Here is a 26,474-nt window from a genome sequence, read left to right as displayed (position 1 = left end):
GGGTACGAACGTACTCTCATTAGAGAAAACCTTAAATATCGTGATCTCTAACTAGAGAAAGGGGAAGGAGCGTGGCGGATCCTCTATTCGTGGACACGCTCGACATTTGGCTCGCTGTGCTGGCCTGGGGGCTCCTCACGGCGGCCGCCTGGGTGACCTACAGGTTTGTCATGGGCAGGGGGCAGCAGGCCGACAGGGGCTTTGGGTACGCCTTCCTTGCTATAGGCGTCTACGCCTTAGTGATGGGCCTCTGGGGCTCCATGACGTGGCCTCTGCCAAGCTCTTACAACATAGTGCTTATGGATCCATACGCCCTTTACGGGGTCGCGCTTCTCATGATAGGCCTCGCCCTTATAGCCGGCGTGGACCTCAAGGGCCCCACGATAGCCATAGCGTTCCTCTCCATCTCTGTCCTGATATATGCAGCTGACATAGCTAAGTATCACCTAACTAACTCTCCTGCAGCAGCGGCGGCGCTGTTCGTATTGGTAGGGCTCTCTGGAATACTTGGTCCATTCCTTAACCTGAGCAAGTCATCAAAGTACGTCGCATACCTAGAGGTAATACTGCTCGTCTTGGCAGCCCTGCTGTCAGCATACATAGGTGGCATGGCCACGTTTGAGCACACGGCCGACTGGGCAAAGTGGGTACCCTTCTACGGGTGAATAATGAGCTACAAACTCGTCCTTTTCCTGTTATTTTCTTTTCTCATCACTTGAATAGGGGAGGGCTGAGGCGCAGGGCAGTGTCATCAGATGTTATACCTAAGGCCGAAGGCGTTTACGTCTACAGCAAGGGTAAGGGCTGGTCAAAAGCCGGCTGCTTAAGTCCATCATCCCTCAGCGACGGCCTGAACCTGATATACTTTAGGAACAACTGGTGCGCCTCCTGCGCTGTGTTGGACCTCAAGATGCCTGACATAGTTGAAATGTACTACTGTAGGGCGACAATTTACGTGGTCTCGTGCACTTGGTTCACTACAATGTGCCTTGACACGATGGCAAGGAGGGCCTTCCAGCAGTTCAAGATTAAGGACTCCCCTACGCTCTACTGGGCCGTTGTGTCCCAGGGGAGGCTGCTCAAGGAACTGCGCATGATAGGCGTTCCCTCGCTGTCGGAGCTGAAGAAGTACGTGGCCTCAAACTTGGGCGTCAGGCCCTGCGTCCCGCGGGCCAGGCCAAAGTAAAGGACAGGGCAGCGACGGCCTAATCTTGGCTTGCTCATGGCGCAGGCCCGGTTCCTAGCACATATAAGCGCACATAAGTATAATACTTCCACCTACGTGCATCAACCTAAGGCGGCGGGTGAAGTAAGTTGTGCCCGGAGGGAGCCCTTAGGGGCAGTGACGCTCTCCGGGGTATCAGACGCCGCCCTGACGGCGTCGTTGACGCTCTGCCCTCCTGTAAGGGGGTCTACGCCATTTGCTTCAGGCTCGACAGCCCAGTTATCGTTATGGGCAGAGGAGGCAAGGTGTTGGGCTCGGCCGGGCCAGGGCTTGTGCTATATGTAGGCAGCGCCGGGGGGCCAGGAGGGCTTAGGTCGAGGATTTCAAGGCACTTCTGGGGTGCCGACCGCTGCTGGTGGCACGTAGACTGCATATCGAGGGCTGCAGCCTCCGTCGAGTTCATATTCTACAGGGTTGGGAGCTCTGGCGTTAAGGCGGAGGACGAGCTGGCCGGGCGGCTAATGGAGCTCGAATCGCTGAGGCCCGTGGGAATGCTTGGGGCCACGGACTCTAAGAGGCCTCACATGTTCATATGCAGCGACAGGGCCGCGGTGGTGTCGCTTCTCAAGTCTGTGGGGACACTTGTTGATTTTGGTGATGACCATGTCGGTGGGACATAAGCAATTGAGGTGCCCGTTCACCTCGACTAAGGTCCTTATGGGTTAAAAATCATAAAGCCCCCAGGCCCCCAGGGCCGGGGGACCCGCGGGACATTGAAGGTTAAGGCAGTGATATTTGACGTTGACGGCGTCCTTACAGAGGTTAAGAGCAGCTGGGGCTTCGTCCACGAGACCCTTGGGGTCGCCGACAGGGCCAGGCGGTACGCTGAAATGTTCGAGAGAGGCGAAATAACATACCAGGACTGGCTTAGGCTGGACACCGGCCTCTGGGTTGAGGCAACAGGAGGCCAGATAACGAGGTGGGACCTGGAGAGGATATTATCAAGGATACCGCTGAGGCCGTGCATAAGGGAGGTCTCGATATGCATCCACAGGATGGGTAAGAGGATAGCCCTGTTGAGTGGAGGCATAGACCTCCTAGTCGCAAGGGTCGCTGACGTGGTTGGCGCTGACCTGTGGATGGCGAACCAGCTGAGCTTTGACTCCAGGTGGAGGCTGGTTCCCGGGGGCGTGGCGGCGGTGGGGGTCAACAAGGCCAGGGCCATAAAGCTCCTCGCAGGGGAGCTCGGGGTTAGCCTCGGCGAGGTCATGTATGTCGGCGACTCGCAGTGGGACGCAGGGGCCATGAAGCTTGTAGGCTACCCGGTTGCCATGGGTGATGATGCGTCCCTCGAGGGCGTGGCGAAGTATAGGGTGAACAGGCTCTCAGAGGTGTGCGACCTCCTGAAGAAAATAGAGGGTGAAGGACAAAAGTGGGAGGGCCTCACTGGCCCTTGAGGGCCTTGAGGTCCGCGTGCCTTATGTAGTCAATTAGGACATCCGTGTACTCCGTAGTCGATATCGGTGTTATCCCTCCCATCTCCCTGGCCAGGTCATAGGTAACCTGCTTGTGGGCAATTGCCTGCCTGACGGCGTACTCAACCAGCAGCCTGACCTCCGGCCATCCCACGAAGTCGCTGAGCAGGTACATGCCGCTCAGTATCTCGGCGGTCGGGTTTATGACGTTCTTGCCTGCGTACTTGGGGGCGCTGCCGTGGACGGGCTCGGCGACGGCCACGCCGTCACCCATGTCAAGTCCTGCGGCCATTCCAATGCCGCCCACCAGGGCGTTGGCTTCGTCGCTTATGTAGTCCCCGTTCAGGTTGGGAGTCACTATCACATTATAGTCGCCGGGCCTAGTTATTATCTGCTGCAGCATGTTATCAGCTATCCTGTCGTTAACTATTATCTTGCCCTCGGGCGCCTTGCCTCCATACTTAGTGTTTACCTCGTCCTCGGTGACAACGTAGTCCCTGAACTCCGAGAGTATGAGGTCGTAGGCCCACTGCCTGAAAGCGCCTTCAGTGTACTTCATTATGTTACCCTTGTGCATTATTGTGACGTGCTTGTAGCCGTTCCTTATGGCCCACTCCATTGCCCTCCTGACGTGCCTCTGCGTCCTCCACTTGGATATTGGCTTGATGCCTATACCCGTGTCCGGGGTCAGCTCTATTCCGAACTCCTTCTTGAGGAAGTCCCTCAGCTTCTGGGCCTCGGGGCTGTCGAAGGACCACTCAATGCCAGCGTAGACGTCCTCAGTGTTCTCCCTAAATATCACCCAGTCTATCTTTTCTGGGTGGCAGTGCGGGGTCGGCTGGCCATACCACTTGACTGGCCTGACGTTTGAGTATAGGTCAAGCACCATCCTGAGGGTCACGTTGAGGCTCCTGAAGCCTCCTCCCACGGGGGTGGTCAGGGGCCCCTTGAGGTTGACGCGGGCCAGCTTGAAGGCCTGAAGCGTTCCATCAGGCAGCAGGGAGCCGCACTCCTTCTGGGCCTCCTCGCCGGCGGCCACCTCCCACCAAACTATTCTCCTGGTGCCGCCATAGGCCTTGTCAACGGCAGCGTCAAGCACCTTCTTGGCGCTCTCAACGATCTCAGGCCCTATGCCGTCTCCCTTGAAGTAGGCCACTATCAGGTTATCAGGTACTATGAGCTTGCCGTTCTCAAACCTTGCCAGCTGGCCCTCCGAAGGAGGCTTAGCCTCGTCTGCAGTGCAGGGGTGAGAGACCATGAAAGGTCCCAGGCAGAGGGGTACATACGAGGCTTTAAAAAGGTTAAATGTAGCTTTATTCCGTTAGGCCTATGATTTCCTTTAAAGTTTTCTCGTAGGGCCTCCTCGCCACGCCCTTCTCAGTTATTATGCCAGACACGAGCTCGGGGGGCGTTATGTCAAAGGCTGGGTTCCAGGCCTCGACGTCATCAACTGTTATCGTTAGACGGCCTAGGACCGTTTTCACCTCGTCCGGCGACCTCTCCTCAATAACTATTGAGTCCTCGCCCACCACGGGCTGTATCGTGCTCGTGGGGGCCGCCACGTAGAACTCCTTGCCGTTGGCGTTGGCCGCGAGCGCCAGGTTATAGGTGCCTATCTTGTTCGCCACGTGACCACTGAGCGTTATCCGGTCAGCGCCAACTATTGCAAGGTCAGCCATGCCCCTCCTGAAGAGCAGTCCTGAGGCCCCGTCAACTATCAGGGTCACGGGTATGCCGTCCTTCTTGAGCTCCCACACCGTCAGCCTGGCGCCCTGGAGCAGGGGCCTCGTCTCGTCAGCGTATACCTTTATGCTCTTGCCCTCGTGCCAGGCGTACCTTATGACTCCCAGGGCCGTTCCAAAGCCCGCGGTTGCGAGGGAGCCGGTGTTGCAGTGCGTCACTATCCTGTCGCCGTTATCTATTAGCTTGGCCCCGTTCCTGCCCATGTTTACGTTGTTCTCAACGTCCTCGACGTATATGGTGAAGGCCTCCCTCAGCACGGCCTCCCTTATGGCGTCAGCGTCGTTCTCGACCTCAAAGGCCCTCTGCGCGGCCCTCCACGTCCTGTCAAGGGCCCAGAACAGGTTGTAGGCCGTGGGCCTGGTGGCTGCGAGGACGCCGTAGGCCTCCTTTATTTCATTCATCAGCTCTTCAGCCCTCTTAGCCTTAGAGTGCACGGCCGCCAGCGTGAGGCCAAAGGCCGCCGTGACGCCTATGGCCGGCGCGCCCCTTATCTCCATGTCCTTTATGGCCCTGGCGACCCTGTTGTAGTCCTTAGTCCTTATGTAGACCTCGTTCCAGGGCAGCTGCCTGGTGTCTATCCAGACGAACTCGTTAGTGTTGAGGTCGTAGTAGAGGGGCTTTATGGTAAGGAACTCCTTGAGCCTGTCAAGCCTGGACAGCAGGTCCTCCAGCAAAGCTCTCGCCCAAGGTTAACGGCATTGAGAAGGTTAATAACTGTGTGTAGTTAGAAGCTATCAGGCGTCTGGTTTGGGGCTCAAGGACGACGTGGCCAGGTGGCTCAAGGACGAGGAGATAGACGTTGACGAGGTTCCAGTGCCCGCGGGGGCGCCGGTCGAGTGGGCCCTCAACGCTACCGTGAAGGCCCCACTCAGGGTCCTGCTGGGGGTTCAGAAGCCCAAGACCAAGGCTGACAGGCTGGTGATAAGCATGGTCGTCAAGGTGGCCGACCAGCACAAGGCAGCGCTGTCCTCAATGGCTCCAAAGGAAAGGGCAAAGCTCATGAGCCAGCTGCTGGTCAACGTAACATCACTGTGCCCATCCTGCATAATAGTGTTTCAGCCCCAGCTCGACTTACCGGACACGATAGTTGTCAGCAAGGTAATATACGACGAGAACATAGGGCCCTCGGCTATAGGCGAGAGCGTGAGGGTGCTGGTCAATGAGTATGCGCTCATAGTGAGCTTCTTCAACGCAGAGGTGGCCCACGTGGACCAGGGCCCTGGGTTCAGCACGGTTATCCACATGTGAGGTGCCTTCGTCTTGGTCAAGGTGAAGCCCGCGGCCATCCTGGCGTCCTCCAGGTGCCTTAAGGTGGCCGCCCCCCTTGAGGGCGCACCGCTCGCCGCAGAGCCTGAGGTTGAGAAAGCGATAAACGACGCCTACCTCTCGTTCTCTCAGTGGAGCCCTCCAGCTGGGTGGGACTCCGTCAGGCTTTCCCTATGGTATGCCACTGTTTACGGGGGGCTTGTACTTATGTACACGTGCGGCCCAATAACACCTATATCTAGGGTTACGACGTCGGTAGGGATAGACATAACGGCCACAGATGACACGCCTCAAAGGGCGCTCGACGACTCCAAGGTCCTGGCCGCCTGGGCCAAGCTGTGGGCTGGGAATGAGGAGGAAGGCCTAAAGGAGCTCGAGGGGCCCCTGGAGTTCCCCCGAGGTCACTCCTGGAGGGCCGGGGGTCCCATCAAGATCGCCACGAGGGGTATCATGTATTAGCGGCCTTTCCCTCACCGCTTGAGGCCGTCACGGGGGCCCTAAGGTCATCCATGACCTTTACGTAGGCGGCCCCCCTGTGGCTCCTGATCCAGTCGAGCGACTTAGTGGCAAGCTCAGCGGCCCTTCTAGGCGTGACCGAAACTCCCACCCCAACCTTAACCCTGTCAGTCTCGGAGAGCCTCCTGGCGAGGGCCTCGTAGTTGTCAACAGGCATTACCACAAGTATGTTGTCACCTCCAAGGTACTGAGCTATGCCGCCGTACAGCCTGGCCTCCCTTGAGACGTAGTGGAGCAGCTCCTGAACCCTGTGGAAGGCCTCCAGGGGGTCGGTCCTCTCGGTAAGCCCTGTAACGTCGTCAAGGTCCACGTGGCCGAGGACCGAGACCTCCTGGCTGCATCCCTCCCGCTGGCCTCCGGCGTTCCCCCTTAGCAGCGCGAATGCCATTGAAACAGCCGCGGCAGGGCTTCGTGAGGCGGCCGTGGAGTACCTCACTTCAACGGGCGACTCCTCCCTTATGGAGTCCACTATGGCCCTTATGTCGCCATCCGAGAGCCCGCTGGTGAGGAGTAGGAGGTAGTCGTACCTCAGGGGTATGGCAAGGCCTCCCCTTGAGGAGGCCGCCTCCTGCGCCCTGCTGTAAATCCTTGACTGCTCCTCCTGTATCCTCCACTCCCTGTCGCTCCCGAGCAGCTCTGTCCACTCCCTGTACCTCGCGAGCTCCACCAGTGTTACCTTGACGCACTCGCTCAAGATCACTCCACCACTAGCGTCTGGCCCGGAGTGTGGCTGAGGGCGGACATTTCTCTCTGCCTCCTTACCAGCTTCACGGCGGCCTCTATGGCCCTCCTTGAGTACTCCTCTATCCTCTCGAGGGCCTGGGCCCTGGAGGCCCCTGGGCCTATGACCCCGAGTGTCACGGGCTTGTTGTACTGGAGCGACAGGTCCACGAGGGCCCTTGTGGCCTGGTTGGCTATCAGCTCGTCGTGTTTTGTCTGCCCCTGGATTACGGCGCCTATCACTGCAACCGCATCAACGTAGTCAAGCTTTATCACCTGGGCCACGCCAAAGGGGGAGTCGAAGAAGCCTGGCACGTGGAACACCACTGGCACCTCGGCCCCGAGGAACTTGGCGTGGCTCAGCGCCTTCTCCTCCATCATCTTGGTTATGTCATAGTTGAACTCCGAGACCACGAGGGCTATCCTCACGGGCTGCGCCGACATTTTCAGCTCCCACCTGCCTAGTGCCCTTCAAAATAAAAGCCTAGAGGTCCACGGCCCTCCTGAAGAACTCGTTCCTCCCCGCAATCCTCCTCACCGCGTCCTCTATGGGCTCGTCCGGGGGAACCTCGACCTTAAGGAAGGTGCCGGTCCTCCCCACTTCCCTCCTCCTGCTGAGGACCCTAAGCCTCTCCTCAACGGTGTCCAAGCTTATGTTAAGCAGTCTCGCCACCTCAGCCTCGTGGCCGGCCACGGGGTACTCTATGTGGCCGTCCTCCGTGGGAACTATTAGGTTCAACTCCTTGTTGACCCCCGGGACCCTGAGCCCCTTCCTGAGGCCGTCCAGGTCAAGCTTCCCTCCCCAGGAGTAGAACTCGGCCTCCCTCTTCCTCATCCTGCCCAGGGGGAAGCTGACGGTGACCTTGAGGTCTGGGTCAAGGTAAATGTAAGCCTTTGGGACGTAGTTGGGGGTCGCCTGGACTATCTCCTTGGCGTACGGCCTCAGGCCGGCGGCCTCAAGCCTGACCTCAACCATGAATGGGGACACGTTATCAAGAACTACTACATCAACGTCACTGGACGGCCTCACGTCACCCCTGGCAACGCTGCCGTACACGAAGGCGCTGAGCCCGCCCAGGGCCCTCAGCAGGACCTCGGCCAGGGCCCTCTTCCCCCGCAGGATCTCCCATCGCTCAGAGTCGTACTTTACCCTTACCCCCTGTATCAAGCCTCCTCTGGCCTGCTGTGTTAAGCCAAGGGCTTATAGTTGATTGAGGCGTGGCCGCGTCATGAGTAAACAAGCCAGTACTCCTGGTCGGAGCACACGTAAAGGTAAAGCCCTGGCTTGAGCTGGGGCAGGGACTGCCCGACCGCCAGGGGGCTTCCAAGGGAGACGCGGAGCCCCTCAACCTGCGCGGGGAACAGCAGCCCAGGGCAGGGCAGGGTCACGTTAGCTCCAGGTATCACGGCCAGCACGGGCCCTGACTCCAGGACCCCGTTGACAAGTACGGGCCTGCTGTTATATACTGAGGGCGACAGGAACACGCTGTAGGAGGAGTCGTTGACCTCAAGCAGGTACGCGAGAGGCTCCACGTAGAACGCGCGCCTGGCCCAGGCGGCGCCGCTGACGTAGCTGCCATAGTTAGTGTAGTTAAAGGTCAGGTTGGAGGTTATCGGCATCATGACCAGCTCGGGGGACTCCACAGATATTGAGCTGCTCTGTATGAGGAAAGTGCCGTTACCGAAGTACTCGGAGGCCTTGCCCAGTCTGGTCTGGAAAGTTACCTTGAAGGGGCCGTACATTGCCATTAGCTCCCCGGCCACGTAGGCCCTCTCGCTGGCATTGGTGTAGACCGGCACTGAGTAGAGCGAGAGTGGCGACGGAAGGCTGATGTTCACGTAGGAGCCTCCCGTGACGTGGTAGACCTTCAGGCTCAGGGAGGCGTTAAGGTTTATCGTGGTGGGCCAGAATATCAGCGGGTCGTGGTAGAACATCACGTAGTAGGCGAGGTTTATGGGCCCCAGGGTTGAGCCGTAACCCGTCGCGGTGGAGTTATAGCGGTAGTAGTACGTGGTGTTAATTATGGGGTTGCCTATGAACCACTTAGAGGTGAAGTTGCCCGAGTAGCCCACCAGCGACGCCAGGACAGTCGACAGGATAGTGGTGTAGGGGCTAGAGATGAACCCTCTGACGCTGACGCGGCCCGTGTAGTTAACTAGGTCGCCCGGGCCCCCTATTGCTATGCCCACCGCGCCCCTGCTCGGTATATCGTAGGCTGCCACCGCCAGGTTCTGTCCGGAGACGTTAATGTAGCCCAGCAAGGTCACGTAGTCGCCGGCCGAGGGGTTCACTGTCCCGCTGAGGCTCCTGCCCCCTGAGGTGACAACTACGTTGATGTAGCTGAGCAGCTTCCCCGACAAGTGGACAGTCACGTTGACCTCCCCCAGGTACTCAAGCGTGGAGTTACCCCCGTCGAGCCCAGAGATGTAGACCATGTCAAGGGCGGCCGGGTAGGAGTCCGGCCCAAGGAACGCCTGCGAGGGCCCCGTCGCCTGGTAGCCCCCTCCGGCGTCAGAGGTGTTCCACCCGCACGCCTTAGCTATGAGCGGATCTGAGGACGCCGAGTAGGCGAACATGGCCCCGCTCGAAGTCACCAGGTACACGCTCACGTTCTGGCAGGCGGAGTAGTTGCCCGGCAGCGGCAGGGCCTCCGATGAGCTGACCAGCCTGTTAACCCTCTCTATAAACACGTTGCCGTTGGCCTCAACTATAGCATAGGAGATGTTAAGCGGGGAGTTGGGTGACACCATCAGGTAAAGCCTGGAGCCGTTTACCAGGAGCTCTAGCTTAGGAGGGGTCGCCTCCTCCGCTGCCCTCTGAAAGAGCTGCGATGACACCTTCTCCGAGTAGCCTACGATCTCAGAGCCCATCCTGACGAGCGATATGGCGGCGAGGAGCACCACGCCAAGTACTATGAAGGCGCCTATTACCTCGCTCAGGGACCTCCTGCCCATTAACTTCACCACAGGTGGCGCAGGTTAAAGAGCATCCCTCACCCCCCGCTGAAAGTGAAGCAAAATGAAGGGCAGGGTTGGGCTTATAGTCAACCCAATAGCTGGCATGGGGGGCAGGGTGGGCCTGAAGGGGACGGACGGGGACGCCTACCTGAAGGCCCTTAGCCTTGGCTCAAAGCCCGTGGCCCCCTCAAGGGCCAGGGAGTTCCTGAGGTCCCTGCCTCGCGGCGTGGAGGTAGTGGCTCCCAACGGCATCATGGGCGAGGAGGAGGCCGCTGAGGAGGGCCTCAGACCTGCGGTGATTCGATGCGCGAGTGAAGGCAAGTTGACGAGCGCTGAGGACACCAGGAGGTGCGCCTCTATGATGATGAGTCAGGTGGACTTAATAGTCTTCGTTGGAGGGGATGGCACGGCCAGGGACGTAATCAGCGCGGTCGGCTGCAGGGTGCCAATACTCGGCGTGCCCTCAGGGGTTAAGATGTACAGCGGGGTCTTTGCCGAGACGCCGGCCGCGGCGGCTGAGGCCCTGAGGAAGTTCCTCAGCGGGGAGGCCGAGCTGGTCAGGGCCGAGGTGCTTGACATAGACGAGGAGGCATTCAGGAGGGGCGAGCTCATGGTCAGGCTTTACGGCTACGCCATGGTCCCCAGGGCGCCGGAGGTCGTGCTGGAGGGCAAGGACTCCTCAAGGCACGACCTGGAGGAGCTTAAGTCCATAGCGAAGTACGTAGTTGAGAACATGGAGCCAGGGACCCTCTACCTCCTGGGGCCTGGGACCTCGGTGGCAGCGATAGCCGAGGAGCTGGGGGTCCCTAAGACCCTTCTCGGCGTGGACGCAGTCTACGACGGCAAGGTGGTGGGCCTGGACCTCAACGAGGCCCAGATACTCGGCCTGCTGAGGACCTACCATAAGGCTAAGGTTGTGTTATCCCCGCTTGGAGGCCAGGGCTTCCTGCTGGGTAGGGGGAACCAGCAGCTCAGCCCCCAGGTGATAAGGGCGGTTGGAGTAAACAACATTATAATAGTCGCAACCAAGGACAAGATCTCAAGGCTTAAGGTGCTCCGTGTTGACACCGGCGATGAGGAGCTTAACAGGCAGCTCAGGGGCTACAGAAGGGTCATAGTTGGATATGGCGAGGAGGCAGTTATCAGGGTGGAGTGAGGGTCCAGGAGGTGACAGGGGTGAGGGCCATCGGAAGCCCCCACAGCCTGAGGCCGTGAGGGTTCCAGTGGGTCGCGGCGCTTTGGCCTGAGGGCTTGGAACCCTCAGGTTTTGGCGCTGCGGCCCTTTAGTGGCCCTCTCCCCTGTCACCGCTGTTCCTACTACTGGCCCAGTATATATAAGGGGTCAGGCTAAGAAAAGATCTCTATTCAAGGCTTCAGGTCTGAAGCCTTGGGTTAACCAGGTGGCACGCCGCATAGTGGCCCTCGGAGACAGCCCGCATCGGGGGCTCAGCGTACCTGCTTAGCTTTATAATGACCCTGCCGTCCTCCTCCTTGACCGACTCTATGGACTTAAGGGCCCTGACCCCCTCCGACTCGTTGTCTATTATGGACTTCAGCTCCTCTGATGAGATGCCGCTGACGGCCAGGGTAAGCTCGTCTATTACCTTAATTGAGAGCCTGTTGCTAAGCTCAGAGTACCTGGCCTCAGAGAGCCTGGTGAGGGCCTCTGCGACCTCGTCAGAGGTCCACCCGCAGGTCGCCACTGCCACCGGGCACCTCTCGTGGAACCTGCACCCCTTGGGAGGGCTGACAAGGCTGGGCACGTCTCCCTTGAGCACCACCCTCTGCATCAGTTTGCCCACCTGGGGCACCGAAGATATCAGCGCCTGCGTGTATGGGTGGGCGGGGCTCTTTATCACGGCCGACTTGGGGCCCTTCTCCATAAGCTTGCCGGCGTACATAACGTATATCCTGTCGGCCATGTATGAGACCACGGAGATGTTGTGAGTTATGAGGAGCATGGCCATGTTGTACTTCTCCCTAAGGTCCTTCAGCAGCTCAAGTATCTCGGCCTGAACTGAGACGTCCAGGGCGCTGGTGGGCTCGTCGAGCACGACGAACTTAGGGTTGGTGGCTATGCCCCTGGCTATGGCAACCCTCTGCCTCTGCCCTCCGCTGAGCTCGTGCGGGTACCTGTCGGCGAACTCCCTGGGTAGCTGCACCTCCTCCAGGAGGTCGTAGACCCTCGACATTGCCTTGTCCCTGCTGGCAAAGCCCGTCTCTATCATTGGCTCGGCTATGATGTCTGCTATCCTTAGCCTTGGGTCAAGCGACGAGTAGGGGTCCTGGAAAACTATGCCGACCTCCCTGCGGAACTGCTTGAGGGCTGACCCCCTCAGCTTGAGGATGGAGTACCTGGACGCTATCTTCTTGGCCGATTCAAGGTCGTTCCTCTCAAGGGCAGCGTCATAGTTCTCAAGCTCGTTGTCGGGCACCTTGAACAGCACGTCGCCTGCCGTGGGCTCAAGGAGCCTTATCAGCAGCCTTCCAAGGGTGCTCTTGCCGCTGCCGCTCTCGCCCACCAAGCCTACTATCTCTCCCTCCTTTACCTCAACGCTGACGTTGTCGACGGCCCTTACGTAGGCCCCTCTGACGCCCTTGACTGGGAAGTACATCTTAAGGTTCCTTCCAGCTATTATCACTGCCTCTCACCTCCGGCGTAAAGCCAGCAGGCCACCTTATGCCCATTGCCTAAATCTACGGTTGGGGGCTCCTTGGACCTGCAGACCGGCATGGCAAACGGGCACCTGGGGTGGAACATGCACCCGCTCGGCGGGTTCCTCAGGTCAGGGACCTCGCCCTTTATGCCCTTGAGCTCGTGCGGCTCTATGGTAGGCACGGCCTCAAGGAGCATCTGCGTGTAGGGGTGTTTGGGCTCCTTGAAGACCGCCTCCTTGGGGCCTACCTCGACCACCTTCCCTGCATACATTATAGCTACCCTATCGGAGACCTGGTACAGCACGCTCAGGTCGTGGGATATGAACATGAAGGCTGAGCCTATGTCCTCCTTGAGCTCCTTGAGGAGCTCCAGTATCTGGGCCTGTATGGTCACGTCCAGGGCGCTGGTGGGCTCGTCAAGTATTACTAGCTCAGGGCTATTAATCATAGCTGTGGCTATGACAACCCTCTGCCTCATGCCGCCGCTCAGCTCGTGCGGGTACATCTTAACCACTTTCTCGGGCTCGGGCATGCCGAGCAGGCCCAGGAACTCGGCCGCCTTGATGTAGCCCTCCTTGATGAGCTCCCTCCTCACGATTGAGGAGATGATCGGCGTCTTAGGTATCCTGTTCGTCCTGGCCACGTCCTCCAGGGGTTTCGCTAGCATTGGGCTGATCTTCTGGCAGCAGAGGTTAAGGATCCTGAGCTCCTTGACTATGTCATGTATGTCCTTCCTTCTCCAGATAGCTATCGCCTGGTCATCAAGGCCCTCGAGCCCCCTAGCCTTGACGAACTCCCTCAGGTTGTCATAGTCGTTAGATTTGAGGTAACCTAAGATGGTCTTAACGTCGTCCTTTGTGGCCCTGGCCCTTGCAAGCCTCCTCTTGGCCAGGAGCGCGGGGTTGTGCTGAAGCACCACCTCTGCTATCTGGTAGCCCACTGGAAGCACGGGGTTAAGAGTTGTCATAGGCTCCTGGAACACCATTGATATCTTGGTGCCCCTTATACTCATCATTTTCTTGTGGAGCCTCTTTAGAACGTCCTCGTTTTTATCGGCCTTGAACTTCTTTGCCTTCTTGAAGTACTCCCTGAGAGGCGCAACTACGTCAAAGCCGTCAACAAGGACCTGGCCGTCAGTTACGGCGGCGTTCCTGGGTATAAGGCCCATTATTGTGAGGCCCAGCGTGCTCTTGCCGCAGCCGCTCTCCCCCGCCACTCCGAGCACCTCACCCCTGTAGATCTCCAGGTCAACTCCGTTCAGCGCCTTGTAGATGCCTCTTCTGGTGTAGTACGCGAGCCTGAGGTTCCTGACTACAACCACTGGGGCCCTGTCGTTCCCGCTCATAGCGAGCTCCTCCTCCTAGGGTTAATCACGTCCATGAGGCCCATCCCCATCAAGTAGACCGCAACTGCAAATATCACGATGAAGGAGCCGGGCACTATGACCGTCCAGGGGGCTGTGGTGAGATACTGGATGCCAAGCGTGGTGAGGTAGCCCAGCTCTGGGAAGTTGGAGACTGGCAGGAAGCCGATGAAGGCCAACGTTGATATGACAAGCATTATGGTCCCGAGGTCCATTGACATCTGCACCAGCACTGGGGGCAGGGCGTTGGGAAGTATGTGCCTAAACATTATCTTCACGTTGCTGGCCCCGGCGGCCCTGGCGGCCTCTATGAAGGTCATCTCCTTCACCTGAAGCGTGACGCTCCTGGTGTACCTGGCGTAGAGCGGCCACCAGACAACTATGAGCGCTATTAGGAGGCTCTTCAGGTCCCTCCCAAGCACGTAGCCCACGGCAACCGCTAGGACCAGGTAGGGGATGCTGAAGAATATGTCCGTGAGCCTCATGAGCACGTCGTCAACTATGCCGCCCAGGTAGGTGGCCAGTATACCTATGACTATCCCAATGGAGGCCCCTGGAAGCACGACTGCGACGGAGAGGGCTAAGTCGACCCTTATTGACTTTATCACAGCCCTGAGCAGGTCAACGCCCGGGTAAGTTGTGCCCAGGGGGTGCTTCCAGGACGGGGGCTGCGGTATAGGGTTGGCATAGTCAGGAACCAGCACGTAGGGGTGCCTGAGGCCCAGCGCCCACGGCGCGAACTGGACGAGCAGGGCGTCAATAACGTATGCTAGGACTATTATGAGGCCGGCTATGGCGGGCTTATTTGAGAAGAACACCTGAAGGGAGAGCTTCCTCTCGGGCGTCAGAAGTGAGAGGGACCTCCGCCCTCTGGCGAACGTCACAGAAAACGCTAAGATCACGAAGGCGGCGGCCGCAGCTACTGTGGCAAGCATGTTCATCCCAGCCTCACCCTCGGGTCCTTAAGGGCAAACACTATGTCAAGCACGAGGCTGACCGTTATGAATATCAGGCCGAAGAGCAGGGTCCCGGCCATAATTCCCCCCATGTCGTTCTCCTCCATGGCCAGCGTGAGCCAGTAGCCTATGCCAGGGTAGTTGAATACGTCCTCAACGACAACTACGCCGCTCAGCATGCCGGCCACGGTGTAGGCGAAGTTCGTGTAGACTGGGAACATAGCGGTTGGCCTGGCGTGCTTGTTTATAACAACCCTCTCTGGCAGCCCCTTGGACCTGGCGAACTTAACGTAGTCCTGATCCAGGACCTCAAGCATGGAGGCCCTGAGTATGTTTATGACCCCTGCCATGACAGCCAGAGCCAGTGTGAAGGCGGGCAGCAGCAGGTGCTCAAAGGCGCTCAGGGCCACCGGCCAGTCCCTGTGTATTATTGCATCTATAAGTATCACGTGAGTGGGGTAGGAGGTTCCATCGCGGTACCAGCTGACCCCGGCCAGGAGGGCGGTGTTGACGGTTCCTGAGATGGGCAACGCCTTGAGGTAGACCCCGAAGATGATTATCAGGGCAAACGCTATCAGGTAGATAGGCATGCCGTAAAGGCCATATGAGATGACCCTTATAGCTATGTCATCTGGCTTGTCCCTCCTGACGGCGGACCAGGTGCCCAGGGGTATCCCCATAAGCCATGTAAGTATGCCAGCGACTATTGCTAGCATTGCCGTGTTGGGGAAGAAGATCTCTATGGCCTGGGTAACGGGACCGCTGAAGAAACTCGTGGCAGTGAAGCCAAGGTTGCCGTGAAGCACCGCGTCAAGCCAGTAGAAGTACTGAACGTAGAGGGGCTGGTTGAGGTGGAACTTCTCTATTAGCATCTGGATCTGCTGCTGCCTTGCGGGCCCCGTGAGCCTTGGATTTATGTACATGGCTAGGAGCTTTGTGACTCCGCCGACGTGTATTAAAGCGAAGACCAGTACTGTGAGCCCTATTAGCGTGGGTATGTAGTAGAGAACCCTCTTAAGTATGTATTGCCAGAGCTTTATTTTAAACCACCCTCCACGGCAACGGAGAACAAAAGTGGAACCTAAAAAGCGTTAGGGTGTGAAAAATCAATAAAATATTAAGATTATTATTTGAAAATCTGTTGGCTAACCTTTAACCCACCAGAAGTACCAGCTGTCGCCGGAGCCCCCAACCATTGGGTTCTCCTCCCACGATATCATGCCCATGTAGCCGTGCATGTACGGCTTGATGACCCAGTACTCGTTGGGCTGTATTGTGTAGACGTACATGTAGAGCTCTATGGCCATGTCCTCAGCCTGCTTGTAGTAGGTGGAGGCGGCAGTCACGTTGTTGGCTAGCTCGGCGGCGTCGGCCTTAGTGATTACATTGTTCAGCTCCTGGTACTCCATGGCCTCCTGCCAGAGCCACTTGCCTATCTCAGGCTCGACGCTCGGGCTCAGTCCCGGGTAGCTTACCCTTGACTGGTTGAAGTACGCGCTGAGGTTCTCAAAGTACTGCACCGTCCACCCGTTGGGGCTTGGGTACGTGCCTCCCTGCTCGTACATGGCGTTTATGAAGTCCGAGGCCAGCGGGTAGTCGGCTATCCAGCCCAGGTAGTATAATGGCATTGGGTTCTGGCCCGGTATCTCGTCACTTATTATAGTTGAGAACGGCAAGTATATTGGCACAGCGTTTATGTTCGGGTCTATGTTGTGCAGGGCCGCTGCCCACATCTGGGCGGCGGTGTAGTCGGTGGTGTCGCCGCTTGATATCACGATGGGGAAGTAGACGCTTATGTTGTAGAACCCGCTCTCCTCCAGCAGCTGCCTCGCGTAGGTCAGGTTGAAGGTGGGGCAGCCCGTGAGCTCTGACGGCGGGAAGTAGTAGTTCAGGCCAGGTATGAGCACGCCGCAGTAAAGGCTGCCGAAGTTGAAGTGATACTTCACGTTGCCGACTATGTCGTCTATGTACTCGGTGTAGTTGAAGGCGTAGGCGAAGGCCTCCCTGACGAGCGGGTTGGCGAAGTACCAGCTGGGTATGTGGTATGCAGGGTTGAGCTGGTGAAGCGCTGACTGGCTCACGTTGTTTACGAACACGAAGAAGAACTCGCTGAGCGTTGGGAACTCGTAGAGCTCTGCCTGGCCCTTGGACTCGAGGGCCTCAAGGCTAGGTATGAAGCTGCTGGGCAGTCCAGTCACTATGTCTGCCTGTCCAGAGGCGAACAGCTCGTAAGCTGTCGTCGGGTCCTTGACCCACTCTATGATCACGGTGTCGTTGGGCCTCGGGAAGTAAGTTATGTTATTTGGCCAGTACGGGTTAGGCTTGAGAACCACGCTCTGGCCCGGAGTGTAAACGGCTATGTAGTACGGCCCGGTGAAGCCGGCTGAGGTGCCCGAGGGCCACTGGACCGCCGTGTTGTAGCTCCCCTCGCTGCAGGTCTGCTCGTAGCTGTAGAAGGCCTCCGCCAGCTGGGTCATGTTGTGGTCGTAGAGCCCAGTGAAGTTTATGCCGTCCCCCACCTCCTCAAGCCACTTGGCGTCAAGGACCCCTCCTCCAAGTGGGTCAGCTATTGCGGTGAAGAACGCCTCAGGTGATGTCGGCTGTGCCAGGTGGAACGTCACGGTGTCCGTGGCGTTGTTGTATGTCACCGCATTCACTATCTCCTCCGCGCCCTGAGTGTCGTTGGGGGAGGTCACAACGAAGGTGAACGGCGTGTAGTTGGGTATGAGGTACTGCGTGAGTATCCAGCCTGGGGTTCCCGGAGTGCCGCCGGCGCAGAGCATGTCCCTTATGACGCTGTACCACACGTCATAAGCTGTTATGGGGTCGCCGTTGGCCGCCCTGAGGCCGGGCCTCAGCTGGAAGGTGTACTCAGTGTAGTTGGAGTTAATGCCATGGCCGACGGTCGGCACGTACTCGGCAAGCATCGGTATGAACTTGGTCGTGTTAGCGCCGAAGTACTGTATAAGTGTTCCGTAGATGTTGGCTATGACCTCAAAGCCCACGCTCTCATAGTCTATGTCTGGGTCAAAGCTGAAGGGACCTCCTGGCACGTTCTCGGCAACCACAATGGTGCCTGGGTTAGGCACACTTATGAGTGGGCTGAATACAGCGAACGGCGAGCTGGTAGAGCTGACGGCTATGGTGTAGTACGTGGTATACTTGTACGTTGCCTTGGTAGTTATGTTCTCAGTGACTATCGTGAGCGACACGGCGTAGAGACCTGGGGAGCTGTAGCTTACCTTTATGTACTTCTCCTTCGGCTCCAGGTAAGTGGTGTTGCCTGACCCTGTTAGCCACACCTGCTCGGCGTAGCCCGTGCCGTTGACTGAAGGTATAGTTATCGTCGTGCCGTTGCCGAGGTTCCAGACGTACTCCTCTATGGTCATGTTGGTGCCCGAGGGCGGCTGCAGGAAGCCCGCCGAGAGGTTGACCGGCTGGCCCACGCTGACGACTGGAGTGGTGGGGCTGACGAGCGTTATCACTGGCACTGTTATGAGCTGGGCGTAGCTCTCGTTGAACTGCGGCGGGGCCACGAGGACCTCCAGCAGGTTGCCCTGGGAGCTGCCCACGAGCTGGCCGTTCTTATATATGGCGTAGTACACCAGGTAGTGGCCTGGGTAAGCGTAGTATACTGATGCGTAAGACTTGGTGGTGTTAATTACAGATCCATTGCCTGTGTAGACGAGGACGTAGCTGCCAGCTGATGGTGTAAATGTTGATATGGTTATCGATATGGGGGAGCCCGCGGTGGTTGAGTAGGAGCTGAGGGCCGCCGGCGACATGGTGTAGGTAGGTGATATAGGAGTGGTGGTAGTAGTGGTAGTGGTGGTAGTTGTCGTGGTCGTCGGGCTGGTACTTGTAGTAGTAACAGGTGTAGTGGTAGGAGAAGTCGTAGTTACATGGTGCCTGGTAGACGTGTAGGCAAGGTAACCGCCTACGGCCACTATAACCACTATTACAATGATTATTGCCGCGAGGGCTGTGGTCGAGAGGGACCTTCTGTTATTTGAACCTATACTATGCCTGCCTTTCATAAAATCACCACTTTCCTGGCACTGGGAGACTCCTCCCAATGGGAATATTTAAGGCTTATCCTATCAGAAAGGGACCCATTAACATATATACATTTCAAAAATTTACTTTATTCTTTTAATATTACAATTTTGGTTTCTAGGGGTGGCCCTCAGGTAGGCCAAGCACCAGGAGCCTCGTGCCGTCGGCTACCCCCCACGGCATTGCGTTAGTGTTCGCATCGCCCCACGCGTTGCCCATAAAGTCTATCCCAATAAGGCCCGCGGTGCCAGGGCCGAAGGTATCCGTTATGAGCTTTATCTGGGACTCCACGGCCTCTGCAATGTCCTTTCCCTGTGCGTAGGCCAGCGACGCCCTAAGGCTGAGGCCCAGTGACATGATGTACTCCCCTATGCCCGTGGCCGCAAACGCCGAGAGCCTGTCAGCGTAAAGCCCGGCCCCAACAATGGGGGAGTCCCCGACCCTGCCGGGGAACTTCATTATCACGCCCCCGGTGCTCACCGCGGCCGCCAGCCTTCCGTCCGAGTCCACGGCAACGGCCCCCACGGTGTCGAGGCCCACCTCCTTGGCCATGGCGATCCACCTCCTCGCCAGCTCGTCGTCGCCCCCGCCGCTCTCCTTGAGCTGCCTCCACCTCTCCAGCGACCTCCTGCTGGGCCCTGGGAAGGGCTCAAGGCCAATTCTCTTAGCCAGCTCGTCAGCCCAGCTGCCCACTATCATTACGTGCGGGGTCCTCTCCATAACCGCCTTCGCCAGCCTGACTGGGTTCTTCGGATATGTCACGGCAGCCACAGCGCCAGCCCTCAGGTCGTGGCCCCTCATGACGGCAGCATCCATAGTTACGTGGCCCCTCAGGTCTAGCACCGAGCCCACGCCAGCGTCAAAGACGCCGGAGTCCTCCATGGACGCCACGGCCTCAACAACCATCTCAACGCTGCCCCCGTTCCTTGAGGCCTTCATGCCATTTTCCAGGGCCTCCCTTATTGCTCTGCTCACGGCCTCCTTGTCGGCGTTTTTCCACGCGCCGGCGCCGCCGTGAACTACCACGGCGGGCCTCGAGAGCCTGATGGGCCTCTCGGCTATGTTCATAGTTGGCCTCCTCGCAGGCCTGCGCTCTCTAGGACTTTAAGGTTTAGGACTTTGAACGTAACTGGGAGTCTTCGCGCAGGACCCTTAAGAGGCGAGGAAACTAATACCTGGGTCGGGGTTACATATATTTCTTTCCTACCAGAAAACCCTACACAAGGCGGGGGAAGAAGGGTTGCTAGAGGCGGAGTCGCTGGTCAAGAGCTTCGGCAAGCTGGTCGCAGTTGACCACTTCAGCCTGAGCATAGAGAAGGGCGAGGTAAAGGCTCTCATAGGCCCTAACGGCGCAGGCAAGACTACGTTTGTCAACCTTGTGACGGGGGCCCTGGCCCCAGACGAGGGAAGGATAAGGCTTGACGGCAGGTGCATAGCTAAGTTACCCTCGTACAAGAGGGCCAGGCTTGGCATAGCTAGGACCTATCAGATACCCAAGCCATATCCAAACCTCACTGTGTTGGAGAACGTCATGGTGTCGTCCATCTACGCCGCAGGCCTTGAGGGGGAGGATGCGATGAGCGCCGCCGTGGAGGCGCTTAAGTACGTGGGCATTTATAACATGGCAGACAGGCTGGCCTCGGAGCTCAACGCCGAGCAGCAGAAGCTCCTCGACTTTGCCAGGGCCTTAGCCGCCAGGCCCAAGTACCTTCTTATTGATGAGATAGGGGCTGGCCTGAGCGTTGACGAGCTTGAGGGCCTGGCCTCAAAGATAAGGGCCGTGGCCAAGCAGGGGGTTGGAGTGCTCTACATAGGGCACATAATGAAGATGGTGAAGTCCGTGGCCGACTGGGTTATAGTAATGAACGAGGGCAGGAAGGTCACCGAGGGGACCTACGACGACATAGCCAATAACGAGGAGGTCATAAAGATTTACCTGGGTGAGAAGGGTGCAGTCGAATAACCCCATACTTGAGGTCAAGGGCCTCTGGGCAGGCTACGGAAAGCTAGTGGTCGTCAGGGACCTGAGCCTCTCGCTGGAGAGGGGGACCACCACGCTGATACTTGGACTTAACGGGGCCGGAAAGACCACAACCCTTAAGACTATAGCGGGCATACTGCCTGCCATTAAGGGCAGCGTAACATTTGAGGGAAAGGACGTAACTCACACGCCGTCCTTCCAGAGGGCCAGGATGGGGCTGGTCATGATAACTGATAACCCCGTCTTCCCTGACATGACCGTGTCCGATAACATAAAGCTTGCCGCGAGGACGGGGGACAGCAGAGTTGTCCAGGAGGCAGTTAAGTACTTCCCTGAGCTCTCGAAGTTCCTCTCCTTCAGGGCCGCCTCGCTCTCAGGGGGCCAGAGGAAGATGCTGGCCATGGCTATGGCCATGGTCTCTAAGCCGAAGGTCCTGCTCCTCGACGAGCCTTCAACGGGCCTCTCCCCGCTGATGGTGTCCAAGGTGGTAGGCTACGTGAAGTTGCTCAAGTCACTGGGGATAACTATACTTCTGGCCGAGCAGAACCCATCATTTATATCAGTGGCCGACTACGTGATGGTTATGGAGATGGGCAGGGCCAAGATCTTTGGGAGGGCCGAGGAGGTCGGCAAGCTGGAGGACGTCAGGAAGACTTTCTTCCAGGTGACCTAAGGCTACGGCAGCCTCAGGTGCGCCTTCCTGTTGAGCAGGTCCACCAGGCCCCTTGGCATAAAGAGTATCAGCAGCACCAGCAGTATGCCAAATACTATGTTAAGGTACTCCGTGTAGTAGATGCCTATGAACTGGTAGACGCTGCTCAGTATTATAGAGCCCAGTATAGGACCTGTAAGGGTCCCAGCGCCGCCGAATATCGCGTAGGTTATCACGTAGACGTCGGTGGCAACGCTGAATATATCAGGGTAGAAGAACGAGACGTACCAGCCATACATGGCCCCGGCGACAGCCGCCATGAGGGCGCTGATGAGCCACGCTAGGCCCCTTATTAGGGGGACGTTGACGCCGTCCATCGACGCTGTGAGCGCGCTACCCCTTATGGCCCTGAGGGCCAGCCCATAGCGGCTGTACTTAACCAGCGACGTCACGGCCAGGAATACCAGGAGGAGCACAAAGGTCACGTAGTACGTCAGGTTGGGGTCATAAATGGTCACCAGCGACGCGCCCTTGCCGCCGCCGGTCCACCTTGCCAGCTCCGAGGACGCCACGAGGTAATTTACTGCCAGCAGGGCGGCCAAGGTGGCTATTGCGAAGTAGTGGGACCTGAGCCTGAAGAGGGGCAGCAGGACTGCGGCGACGGCCATTGATATTGCTATGCTGAAGATGAACGCCAGGGCGGGGTGAAGGCCGAGGACCAGGCCTATGTAAACGCCGTAGGCTCCAAGGCCGTAGAACACCGTGTAGCCGAAGGGAAGGTAGCCCGTGAAGCCATATATCATATTTATTCCGAAGGCCAGCATCATGTAGATCATCATGCTGAGGAAGAAGAACTGGTTCCTGTAGGCCAGCGGGCCGGCCAGGAATATGACGGCCAGGACAGCTGCTAGTATGGCCAGCTCCTTGGCCTCCCTCTTGCCGAAGCCCACGGGGCTCCTCAGCTCAGACCTCACGCTGCTCACCTCCCAGCAGGCCTCCCGGCTTTGCCACGATTATCGCTAGCAGCGCGATGAACACTATGGCGTAGGCGAGCGACGGCACGAAGACCTCAAGCACCTGGTAGAAGACGCCGAATATGAGCCCCCCTATGACGGTGCTCAGCGGGTTTCCCAGGGCCCCTATGATGACTATCGTGAAGGCTATCGCAGTTATCTGCGTCCCCGCCGCGGCGTAGATGTTGCCAAAGACGTACGGGGTGAAGGCGCCGGCCGCGCCGGCCAGGGCTATGCCGTAGGAAAAGGCGAAGAGGGCCACCAGCTTGGAGTTCACGCCGAGGGCTGCCGACTGTTCGGGGTTCTGCATCATAGCCCTGGTGGCCCTGCCGAGGCCCGTCATCTCGAGGTAGTAGTAGGTCAATACGAGCACTGCCGCTGAGACGCCGGCCATTACTATGAAGGCCTTGGGTATGCCGTGGCCCATGAACTCGACGGAGCCCCCTAACAGCGCCGAGAAGGGGAGGCTGAGCGGGTACTCGCCGAATATAAGCGTCGCTATAGCTTCTATGAACATGGAGATGCCGAAGAAGGCTATGAACGAGAACATCTCAGGGTCTGAGCTGCCCTGAAGCCTCGGCACTAGGACGTAATAGAGGGCTATGCCAACAACGAAGAACAGCAGGAACGCGGCCACCATAGAGCCGAGGCTGTTAAGCTTAAACGCGGAGAAGAGCACGAAGGCCAGGTAGCCGCCCATAACTATTAGGTCGCCGTGAGCTATGTTGACCATTCTGACCACGCCGAAAACCAGGTTCAGGCCCAGCGCCATAAACGCGAAGTAAAGGCCTTCAAGGAGGCCGACGACCAGAGCATATCCTACCAGTGGGCCAGCGTTCAACCTGTTGCAGCCTCTGGTCAACGTGGTATACACGCCTGAACTTAAAAGTTGATTTCTAGGCCGTCATGATGGGGGCTTGCACCCTTTTGTAAAGCAAGGCGCGGGCCCTTTCATTGGTGGGCCTCGGGAGCGCCTGTAATGCTATTTACGTAACTGCTAGTTACTTTAGGCTACTGAAGGTGCCACTGTGAAGCCCGGCGACAGTTGCAAGGCAGAGGGAGGGCGCCCAACGAGGTCTCATGGTCCCTGAGGCTAGGTAGCTCGTAGGCGGCGCCTGTCGAGGAGCCTGTTGAGGAAAAGGATTATAAGGCCAGCTATTAGCAGCGGCTTTTCGTGACTGTTGATCAGGACGAGGGCCAAACCATGGCCATTCTCTCGGTTGCTTTGCTAAGGGCGGCCCCGGAAAACTTTGGGAATAATGATTAGCGACCATGATATAAATTAATACCCTGGCAGCCCAACTGTAGTCACACGATATAATAGGTGAACTTTGAGCGAGGTGACGGGTGTTTTGAGCAGGGTCCGCAGAAGTATATCAACAACCGCCCTGGCGGTCATCATCGTGGTAGTAGTCGTAGTAGCTGTTATAGGAGGATACTATGCATATATATCAACTAAGAAGCCCTCCGTCAAGTACATAACCATTGGCGTGGTCTACGACTCGAGCGGCGAGTTCGCGTCGTCGTCAATGCCAGAGTACGAGGGCCTTGAGCTCTGGGCGAGCTGGGTCAACAGCCACGGCGGCATATACGTCAAGCAGTACGGCAGGAACCTCACGGTTAAGGTAATAGCCCTCAACGCGGCCAGCAACCCGTCCACTGCTGAGAGCGACTACGAGACGCTTGTCAACACTTACCACGTGGACGTGCTTGTGGCTGACTTCGGCTCAGTGATGACAGCGCCCGCGGTGAGCTTCACGAACGCCAGCCACGTGCTGCTGTGGGACGTGACGGGCAGCTCGTTCAAGTTCTTCACTAACAACAACTACATAATATTGACCAGCCTGCCTGTCTCGCCGTACTTCGTCCTCTACGTCCCAGGGTTCCTGCACATGCTAGGAATTCATAATGTTGCAGTGGTCTATGATGATAACGACTTCAACGCCTACCAGGCGTACTTCCTGGCCCCAGGCCTGAGCAGCTACGGAATTAAGGTGGTCTACAACACGAGCGTGGCGACGTCAACGTCGCAGTACACCAGCCTAGTGGCAGCGATTGAGAGCCTACACCCGCAGGCGGTGCTTGAGCTTGGCTATCCGACTAACGATGAAGCCTTCCTCTCGCAGGTGGAGGCCTCGCACGCCTGCTTCCCGCTCGTGTTAACCAACTTCCCAGGCCAGCTGCTCCCAATATTTGTGAGCAGCGAGCCAACAGCGGTCAACGGCACCTTCACCCTGGCCTACCCGCCCATAGTGGAGTACACGCCGCAGGTGGCCTCAAAGCTGGGCCTTCAGTGGTTTGGGCCCACGCTGCCCCAGTTCGAGAGCATGTGGGTGAACTTCACCCACACGTCGCCTAACTTCCTGGCAATAGCCGGCTTCAACGCTGGACTCATAATCCAGCTTGCCATACAGGACGCGGGCACGCTGAACCAGGCCGCGCTCAAGCAGGCCGTGCTCAGCGACGTAAGCGGCAAGGTGATGACGATAGACGGCATATTCAACGTGACCTCAAACGGGATGCAGGTTGGTGAGAACCCAATACCTGCCCAGGTCTTCGTCTGGCCCAACGGCACAACTACGGTCAACCTGCTCTACCCGTCCGAGTACGCCAACGCCACGGCGATCTACCCAGAGCCCTGTCCATGAACTGGTCACCGGTCATTAACTCCTTTTAGCCAAGGCATGCCCTCATAATCCTTCCCTTTTCTTTTTTATAATCTTATAGGCTCAGTATGCGCTCAGCCAGCTCTAGGAGCTCCAGGTCCTCCCCAGGCCTCCCTATAAGTTGAAGGCCCACCGGCAGCCCATTGACCTTAAACATGGGCACTGAGATGGCAGGCGCCCCAACTAAGGGGGCAAGCCACGAGTTGCCCGTCAGCAGGTCCCTCACTGGTCCATCCTCCTTGCCCAGCACCTCATCTATCCTCGGCGCCGGTATTGCCGTTGATGGCAGTATCATTGCATCGAATTTCCTCATGACAGACGTGAACTCGTCCTTGACCCTCCTCATAACCTCCAGCGCGGTGGCGTAGTCGGTTGCCTTGAACTCCAGCCCCCTCTCAAGGAGCCTCCTGACGTCCGGGAAGTACTCCTGCCACCTGTCCCTGAAGGGCAGGTGCACGCTGGAGGCCTCGGAGAGCCTTATCACTGTGAACGACTCCCTGCCCCTGGCCCTGGCTATGGGGAGGTCAACCTCAGCGGCGTTCAGCCTCGCCGCCAGGTCCCAGAAGGCCCTGGAGACGTCCCTGTCGGCTACCAGGAGCCCCCTTGGCACCGCAAGCCTTGGCTGTCCACGGATCGGCCTGGCCTTCCTCCTTCTGACCATTATGGCCTGAAGGGCCCTCCTCAGAACGTCAAGGTTTGACGCTATGACTCCGACCTCGTCAAAGGTGGGGGCAAGCGGGAAGACCCCGGCCTTGGGAGTTGAGCCCGAGGTGGGCCTGAAGCCGAAGACGCCGCAGAGGGAGGCCGGGATCCTCACTGAGCCTGCAGTGTCAGTGCCTATGGCCACCTCAACTATGCCGGCCGCCACGGCAGCGGCGCTGCCCCCGCTGCTCCCGCCGGCTATCCTGTCCTTGTCAAGGGGGTTCCTGGTGGGCCCGAAGACGGACGACGTCGTGGTCGCCCCTGAGGCGAACTCATGGGTGTTGCTTTTGCCTATAATTACAAAGCCCGCCCTGCGCAGCCTGGCAACTACAGCCGCGTCCTCCCTGGGCACGTAGTCCCTGAATACCCTTGAGCCCATGGTGGTCCTGAGGCCCTTGGTGTATATTATGTCCTTGATAACTATTGGGATGGGCGTCAGGCCCCTCCTGGCCACCGCGTTGGCCTCTGCCTCGGCCCTCTCGTTAACCGTGACAACCGCGTTTATGTCGGTAAGCTTTGCGGCCTTCTCAAGGGACTCGTCGATCTCCAAACTTTGCACCTGTATACCTACGCCTGCTTGAAAA

25 protein-coding genes are annotated in these 26,474 nt (G+C 58.0%); 10 read left to right on the top strand and 15 right to left on the bottom strand.

Annotated features, from left to right (window positions below):
- The first annotated feature begins 71 nt into the window (after positions 1-71).
- From ACZ5OO_RS00625 to ACZ5OO_RS00610, 4 genes are all read left to right on the top strand, one after another.
- Positions 72-665: a DUF981 family protein gene (locus ACZ5OO_RS00625; RefSeq protein ID WP_148217138.1), complete on the top strand. Its 594-nt coding sequence runs from the start codon at positions 72-74 to the stop codon at positions 663-665.
- An 80-nt stretch (positions 666-745) separates the two neighbouring features.
- Entirely contained in the window at positions 746-1,186 is a 441-nt protein-coding gene (locus ACZ5OO_RS00620; protein ID WP_048812801.1) for a YbbN family protein, read from the top strand.
- Between the two features lie 128 nt (positions 1,187-1,314).
- The gene (locus tag ACZ5OO_RS00615; RefSeq protein WP_148217137.1) at positions 1,315-1,845 is read left to right on the top strand and encodes a DUF123 domain-containing protein; all 531 of its coding nucleotides are present in this window, start codon (positions 1,315-1,317) and stop codon (positions 1,843-1,845) included.
- 93 nt (positions 1,846-1,938) lie between these two features.
- Positions 1,939-2,622 carry an HAD-IB family phosphatase gene (locus tag ACZ5OO_RS00610; protein WP_013266736.1) on the top strand — a complete coding sequence of 228 codons (684 nt, stop codon included), beginning with the start codon at positions 1,939-1,941 and terminating at the stop codon, positions 2,620-2,622.
- On the opposite strand, the gene ACZ5OO_RS00605 is transcribed toward ACZ5OO_RS00610, so the two are convergent.
- On the bottom strand, positions 2,609-3,898 hold the full coding sequence (locus ACZ5OO_RS00605) for an NADP-dependent isocitrate dehydrogenase (RefSeq protein ID WP_013266735.1): 1,290 nt from the start codon (positions 3,896-3,898) through the stop codon (positions 2,609-2,611). The genes ACZ5OO_RS00610 and ACZ5OO_RS00605 overlap by 14 nt on opposite strands.
- Before the next feature lie 55 nt (positions 3,899-3,953).
- Positions 3,954-5,057: an S-methyl-5-thioribose-1-phosphate isomerase gene (mtnA, locus tag ACZ5OO_RS00600; protein ID WP_013266734.1), complete on the bottom strand. Its 1,104-nt coding sequence runs from the start codon at positions 5,055-5,057 to the stop codon at positions 3,954-3,956.
- Between the two features lie 73 nt (positions 5,058-5,130).
- Here mtnA and ACZ5OO_RS00595 point away from each other — a divergent pair, with 73 nt between their 5' ends.
- Both ACZ5OO_RS00595 and ACZ5OO_RS00590 read left to right on the top strand, forming a co-directional pair.
- A complete protein-coding gene (locus tag ACZ5OO_RS00595; protein WP_013266733.1) occupies positions 5,131-5,631 on the top strand; it encodes a DUF2299 domain-containing protein in 501 nt (166 codons plus the stop codon).
- A 12-nt stretch (positions 5,632-5,643) separates the two neighbouring features.
- Positions 5,644-6,108 (top strand): hypothetical protein, encoded by a 465-nt coding sequence (locus ACZ5OO_RS00590; RefSeq protein ID WP_013266732.1) that lies wholly within the window; start codon positions 5,644-5,646, stop codon positions 6,106-6,108.
- Here ACZ5OO_RS00590 and ACZ5OO_RS00585 read toward each other — a convergent pair.
- The 4 genes from ACZ5OO_RS00585 to ACZ5OO_RS00570 are packed head-to-tail and all read right to left on the bottom strand — an operon-like array spanning position 6,098 to position 9,840.
- The gene (locus tag ACZ5OO_RS00585; RefSeq protein WP_013266731.1) at positions 6,098-6,859 is read right to left on the bottom strand and encodes a GTP cyclohydrolase IIa; all 762 of its coding nucleotides are present in this window, start codon (positions 6,857-6,859) and stop codon (positions 6,098-6,100) included. The genes ACZ5OO_RS00590 and ACZ5OO_RS00585 overlap by 11 nt on opposite strands.
- 2 nt (positions 6,860-6,861) lie before the next feature.
- Positions 6,862-7,329 (bottom strand): 6,7-dimethyl-8-ribityllumazine synthase, encoded by a 468-nt coding sequence (ribH, locus tag ACZ5OO_RS00580; RefSeq protein ID WP_464078276.1) that lies wholly within the window; start codon positions 7,327-7,329, stop codon positions 6,862-6,864.
- A 40-nt stretch (positions 7,330-7,369) separates the two neighbouring features.
- Positions 7,370-8,053 carry a nucleotidyltransferase domain-containing protein gene (locus ACZ5OO_RS00575; protein WP_013266729.1) on the bottom strand — a complete coding sequence of 228 codons (684 nt, stop codon included), beginning with the start codon at positions 8,051-8,053 and terminating at the stop codon, positions 7,370-7,372.
- 59 nt (positions 8,054-8,112) lie between these two features.
- Positions 8,113-9,840: a hypothetical protein gene (locus ACZ5OO_RS00570; protein ID WP_464078275.1), complete on the bottom strand. Its 1,728-nt coding sequence runs from the start codon at positions 9,838-9,840 to the stop codon at positions 8,113-8,115.
- Positions 9,841-9,904: 64 nt separating this feature from the next.
- Between ACZ5OO_RS00570 and ACZ5OO_RS00565 the strand changes: the two genes are divergently transcribed.
- On the top strand, positions 9,905-10,999 hold the full coding sequence (locus tag ACZ5OO_RS00565) for an ATP-NAD kinase family protein (protein ID WP_464078274.1): 1,095 nt from the start codon (positions 9,905-9,907) through the stop codon (positions 10,997-10,999).
- A 217-nt stretch (positions 11,000-11,216) separates the two neighbouring features.
- Here ACZ5OO_RS00565 and ACZ5OO_RS00560 read toward each other — a convergent pair whose 3' ends face one another.
- The 6 genes from ACZ5OO_RS00560 to ACZ5OO_RS00535 all read right to left on the bottom strand — a co-directional run bounded on the left by ACZ5OO_RS00560 (position 11,217) and on the right by ACZ5OO_RS00535 (position 19,944).
- The gene (locus ACZ5OO_RS00560; RefSeq protein WP_464078273.1) at positions 11,217-12,485 is read right to left on the bottom strand and encodes an ABC transporter ATP-binding protein; all 1,269 of its coding nucleotides are present in this window, start codon (positions 12,483-12,485) and stop codon (positions 11,217-11,219) included.
- A complete protein-coding gene (locus ACZ5OO_RS00555; RefSeq protein WP_464078272.1) occupies positions 12,482-13,846 on the bottom strand; it encodes an ABC transporter ATP-binding protein in 1,365 nt (454 codons plus the stop codon). Before ACZ5OO_RS00555 ends, ACZ5OO_RS00560 begins: the two co-directional genes overlap by 4 nt.
- Complete coding sequence (locus ACZ5OO_RS00550; RefSeq protein ID WP_464078271.1) at positions 13,843-14,805, bottom strand: ABC transporter permease; 963 nt, start codon at positions 14,803-14,805, stop codon at positions 13,843-13,845. Before ACZ5OO_RS00550 ends, ACZ5OO_RS00555 begins: the two co-directional genes overlap by 4 nt.
- Positions 14,802-15,743 carry an ABC transporter permease gene (locus ACZ5OO_RS00545; RefSeq protein ID WP_013266723.1) on the bottom strand — a complete coding sequence of 314 codons (942 nt, stop codon included), beginning with the start codon at positions 15,741-15,743 and terminating at the stop codon, positions 14,802-14,804. Before ACZ5OO_RS00545 ends, ACZ5OO_RS00550 begins: the two co-directional genes overlap by 4 nt.
- Positions 15,744-15,965: 222 nt before the next feature.
- Complete coding sequence (locus ACZ5OO_RS00540) at positions 15,966-18,857, bottom strand: ABC transporter substrate-binding protein (protein WP_464078270.1); 2,892 nt, start codon at positions 18,855-18,857, stop codon at positions 15,966-15,968.
- A gap of 136 nt (positions 18,858-18,993) precedes the next feature.
- Entirely contained in the window at positions 18,994-19,944 is a 951-nt protein-coding gene (locus ACZ5OO_RS00535; protein ID WP_464078269.1) for an isoaspartyl peptidase/L-asparaginase, read from the bottom strand.
- Between the two features lie 172 nt (positions 19,945-20,116).
- Between ACZ5OO_RS00535 and ACZ5OO_RS00530 the strand changes: the two genes are divergently transcribed.
- Positions 20,117-20,839: an ABC transporter ATP-binding protein gene (locus ACZ5OO_RS00530; RefSeq protein ID WP_464078268.1), complete on the top strand. Its 723-nt coding sequence runs from the start codon at positions 20,117-20,119 to the stop codon at positions 20,837-20,839.
- Entirely contained in the window at positions 20,826-21,530 is a 705-nt protein-coding gene (locus ACZ5OO_RS00525; protein ID WP_238523585.1) for an ABC transporter ATP-binding protein, read from the top strand. Before ACZ5OO_RS00530 ends, ACZ5OO_RS00525 begins: the two co-directional genes overlap by 14 nt.
- Before the next feature lie 2 nt (positions 21,531-21,532).
- Here ACZ5OO_RS00525 and ACZ5OO_RS00520 read toward each other — a convergent pair whose 3' ends face one another.
- Positions 21,533-22,483, bottom strand: coding sequence for a branched-chain amino acid ABC transporter permease (locus tag ACZ5OO_RS00520; RefSeq protein ID WP_013266718.1), 951 nt, complete (start codon positions 22,481-22,483; stop codon positions 21,533-21,535).
- The gene (locus tag ACZ5OO_RS00515; RefSeq protein WP_464078267.1) at positions 22,473-23,384 is read right to left on the bottom strand and encodes a branched-chain amino acid ABC transporter permease; all 912 of its coding nucleotides are present in this window, start codon (positions 23,382-23,384) and stop codon (positions 22,473-22,475) included. Before ACZ5OO_RS00515 ends, ACZ5OO_RS00520 begins: the two co-directional genes overlap by 11 nt.
- Positions 23,385-23,862: 478 nt before the next feature.
- Between ACZ5OO_RS00515 and ACZ5OO_RS00510 the strand changes: the two genes are divergently transcribed.
- Positions 23,863-25,170 (top strand): ABC transporter substrate-binding protein, encoded by a 1,308-nt coding sequence (locus ACZ5OO_RS00510; protein WP_238523644.1) that lies wholly within the window; start codon positions 23,863-23,865, stop codon positions 25,168-25,170.
- Positions 25,171-25,243: 73 nt separating this feature from the next.
- Here ACZ5OO_RS00510 and ACZ5OO_RS00505 read toward each other — a convergent pair whose 3' ends face one another.
- On the bottom strand, positions 25,244-26,449 hold the full coding sequence (locus ACZ5OO_RS00505; protein WP_464078266.1) for an amidase: 1,206 nt from the start codon (positions 26,447-26,449) through the stop codon (positions 25,244-25,246).
- Positions 26,450-26,474: the final 25 nt, after the last annotated feature.

It is taken from the genome of Acidilobus aceticus, assembly GCF_055392325.1.
Note: the sequence above shows the minus strand (reverse complement) of the source record. Positions and strands in the feature narration are given on the sequence as shown.

Bases quoted from the DNA above. Each gene is read 5' to 3' on its own strand.
- ACZ5OO_RS00540 (WP_464078270.1), bottom strand. From the start codon at position 18,857: ATGAAAGGCAGGCATAGTATAGGTTCAAATAACAGAAGGTCCCTCTCG.
- ACZ5OO_RS00535 (WP_464078269.1), bottom strand. From the start codon at position 19,944: ATGAACATAGCCGAGAGGCCCATCAGGCTCTCGAGGCCCGCCGTGGTA.
- ACZ5OO_RS00545 (WP_013266723.1), bottom strand. From the start codon at position 15,743: ATGTACATAAATCCAAGGCTCACGGGGCCCGCAAGGCAGCAGCAGATC.
- ACZ5OO_RS00550 (WP_464078271.1), bottom strand. From the start codon at position 14,805: ATGAACATGCTTGCCACAGTAGCTGCGGCCGCCGCCTTCGTGATCTTA.
- ACZ5OO_RS00565 (WP_464078274.1), top strand. From the start codon at position 9,905: ATGAAGGGCAGGGTTGGGCTTATAGTCAACCCAATAGCTGGCATGGGG.
- ACZ5OO_RS00555 (WP_464078272.1), bottom strand. From the start codon at position 13,846: ATGAGCGGGAACGACAGGGCCCCAGTGGTTGTAGTCAGGAACCTCAGG.
- ACZ5OO_RS00570 (WP_464078275.1), bottom strand. From the start codon at position 9,840: ATGGGCAGGAGGTCCCTGAGCGAGGTAATAGGCGCCTTCATAGTACTT.
- ACZ5OO_RS00605 (WP_013266735.1), bottom strand. From the start codon at position 3,898: ATGGTCTCTCACCCCTGCACTGCAGACGAGGCTAAGCCTCCTTCGGAG.
- ribH (WP_464078276.1), bottom strand. From the start codon at position 7,329: ATGTCGGCGCAGCCCGTGAGGATAGCCCTCGTGGTCTCGGAGTTCAAC.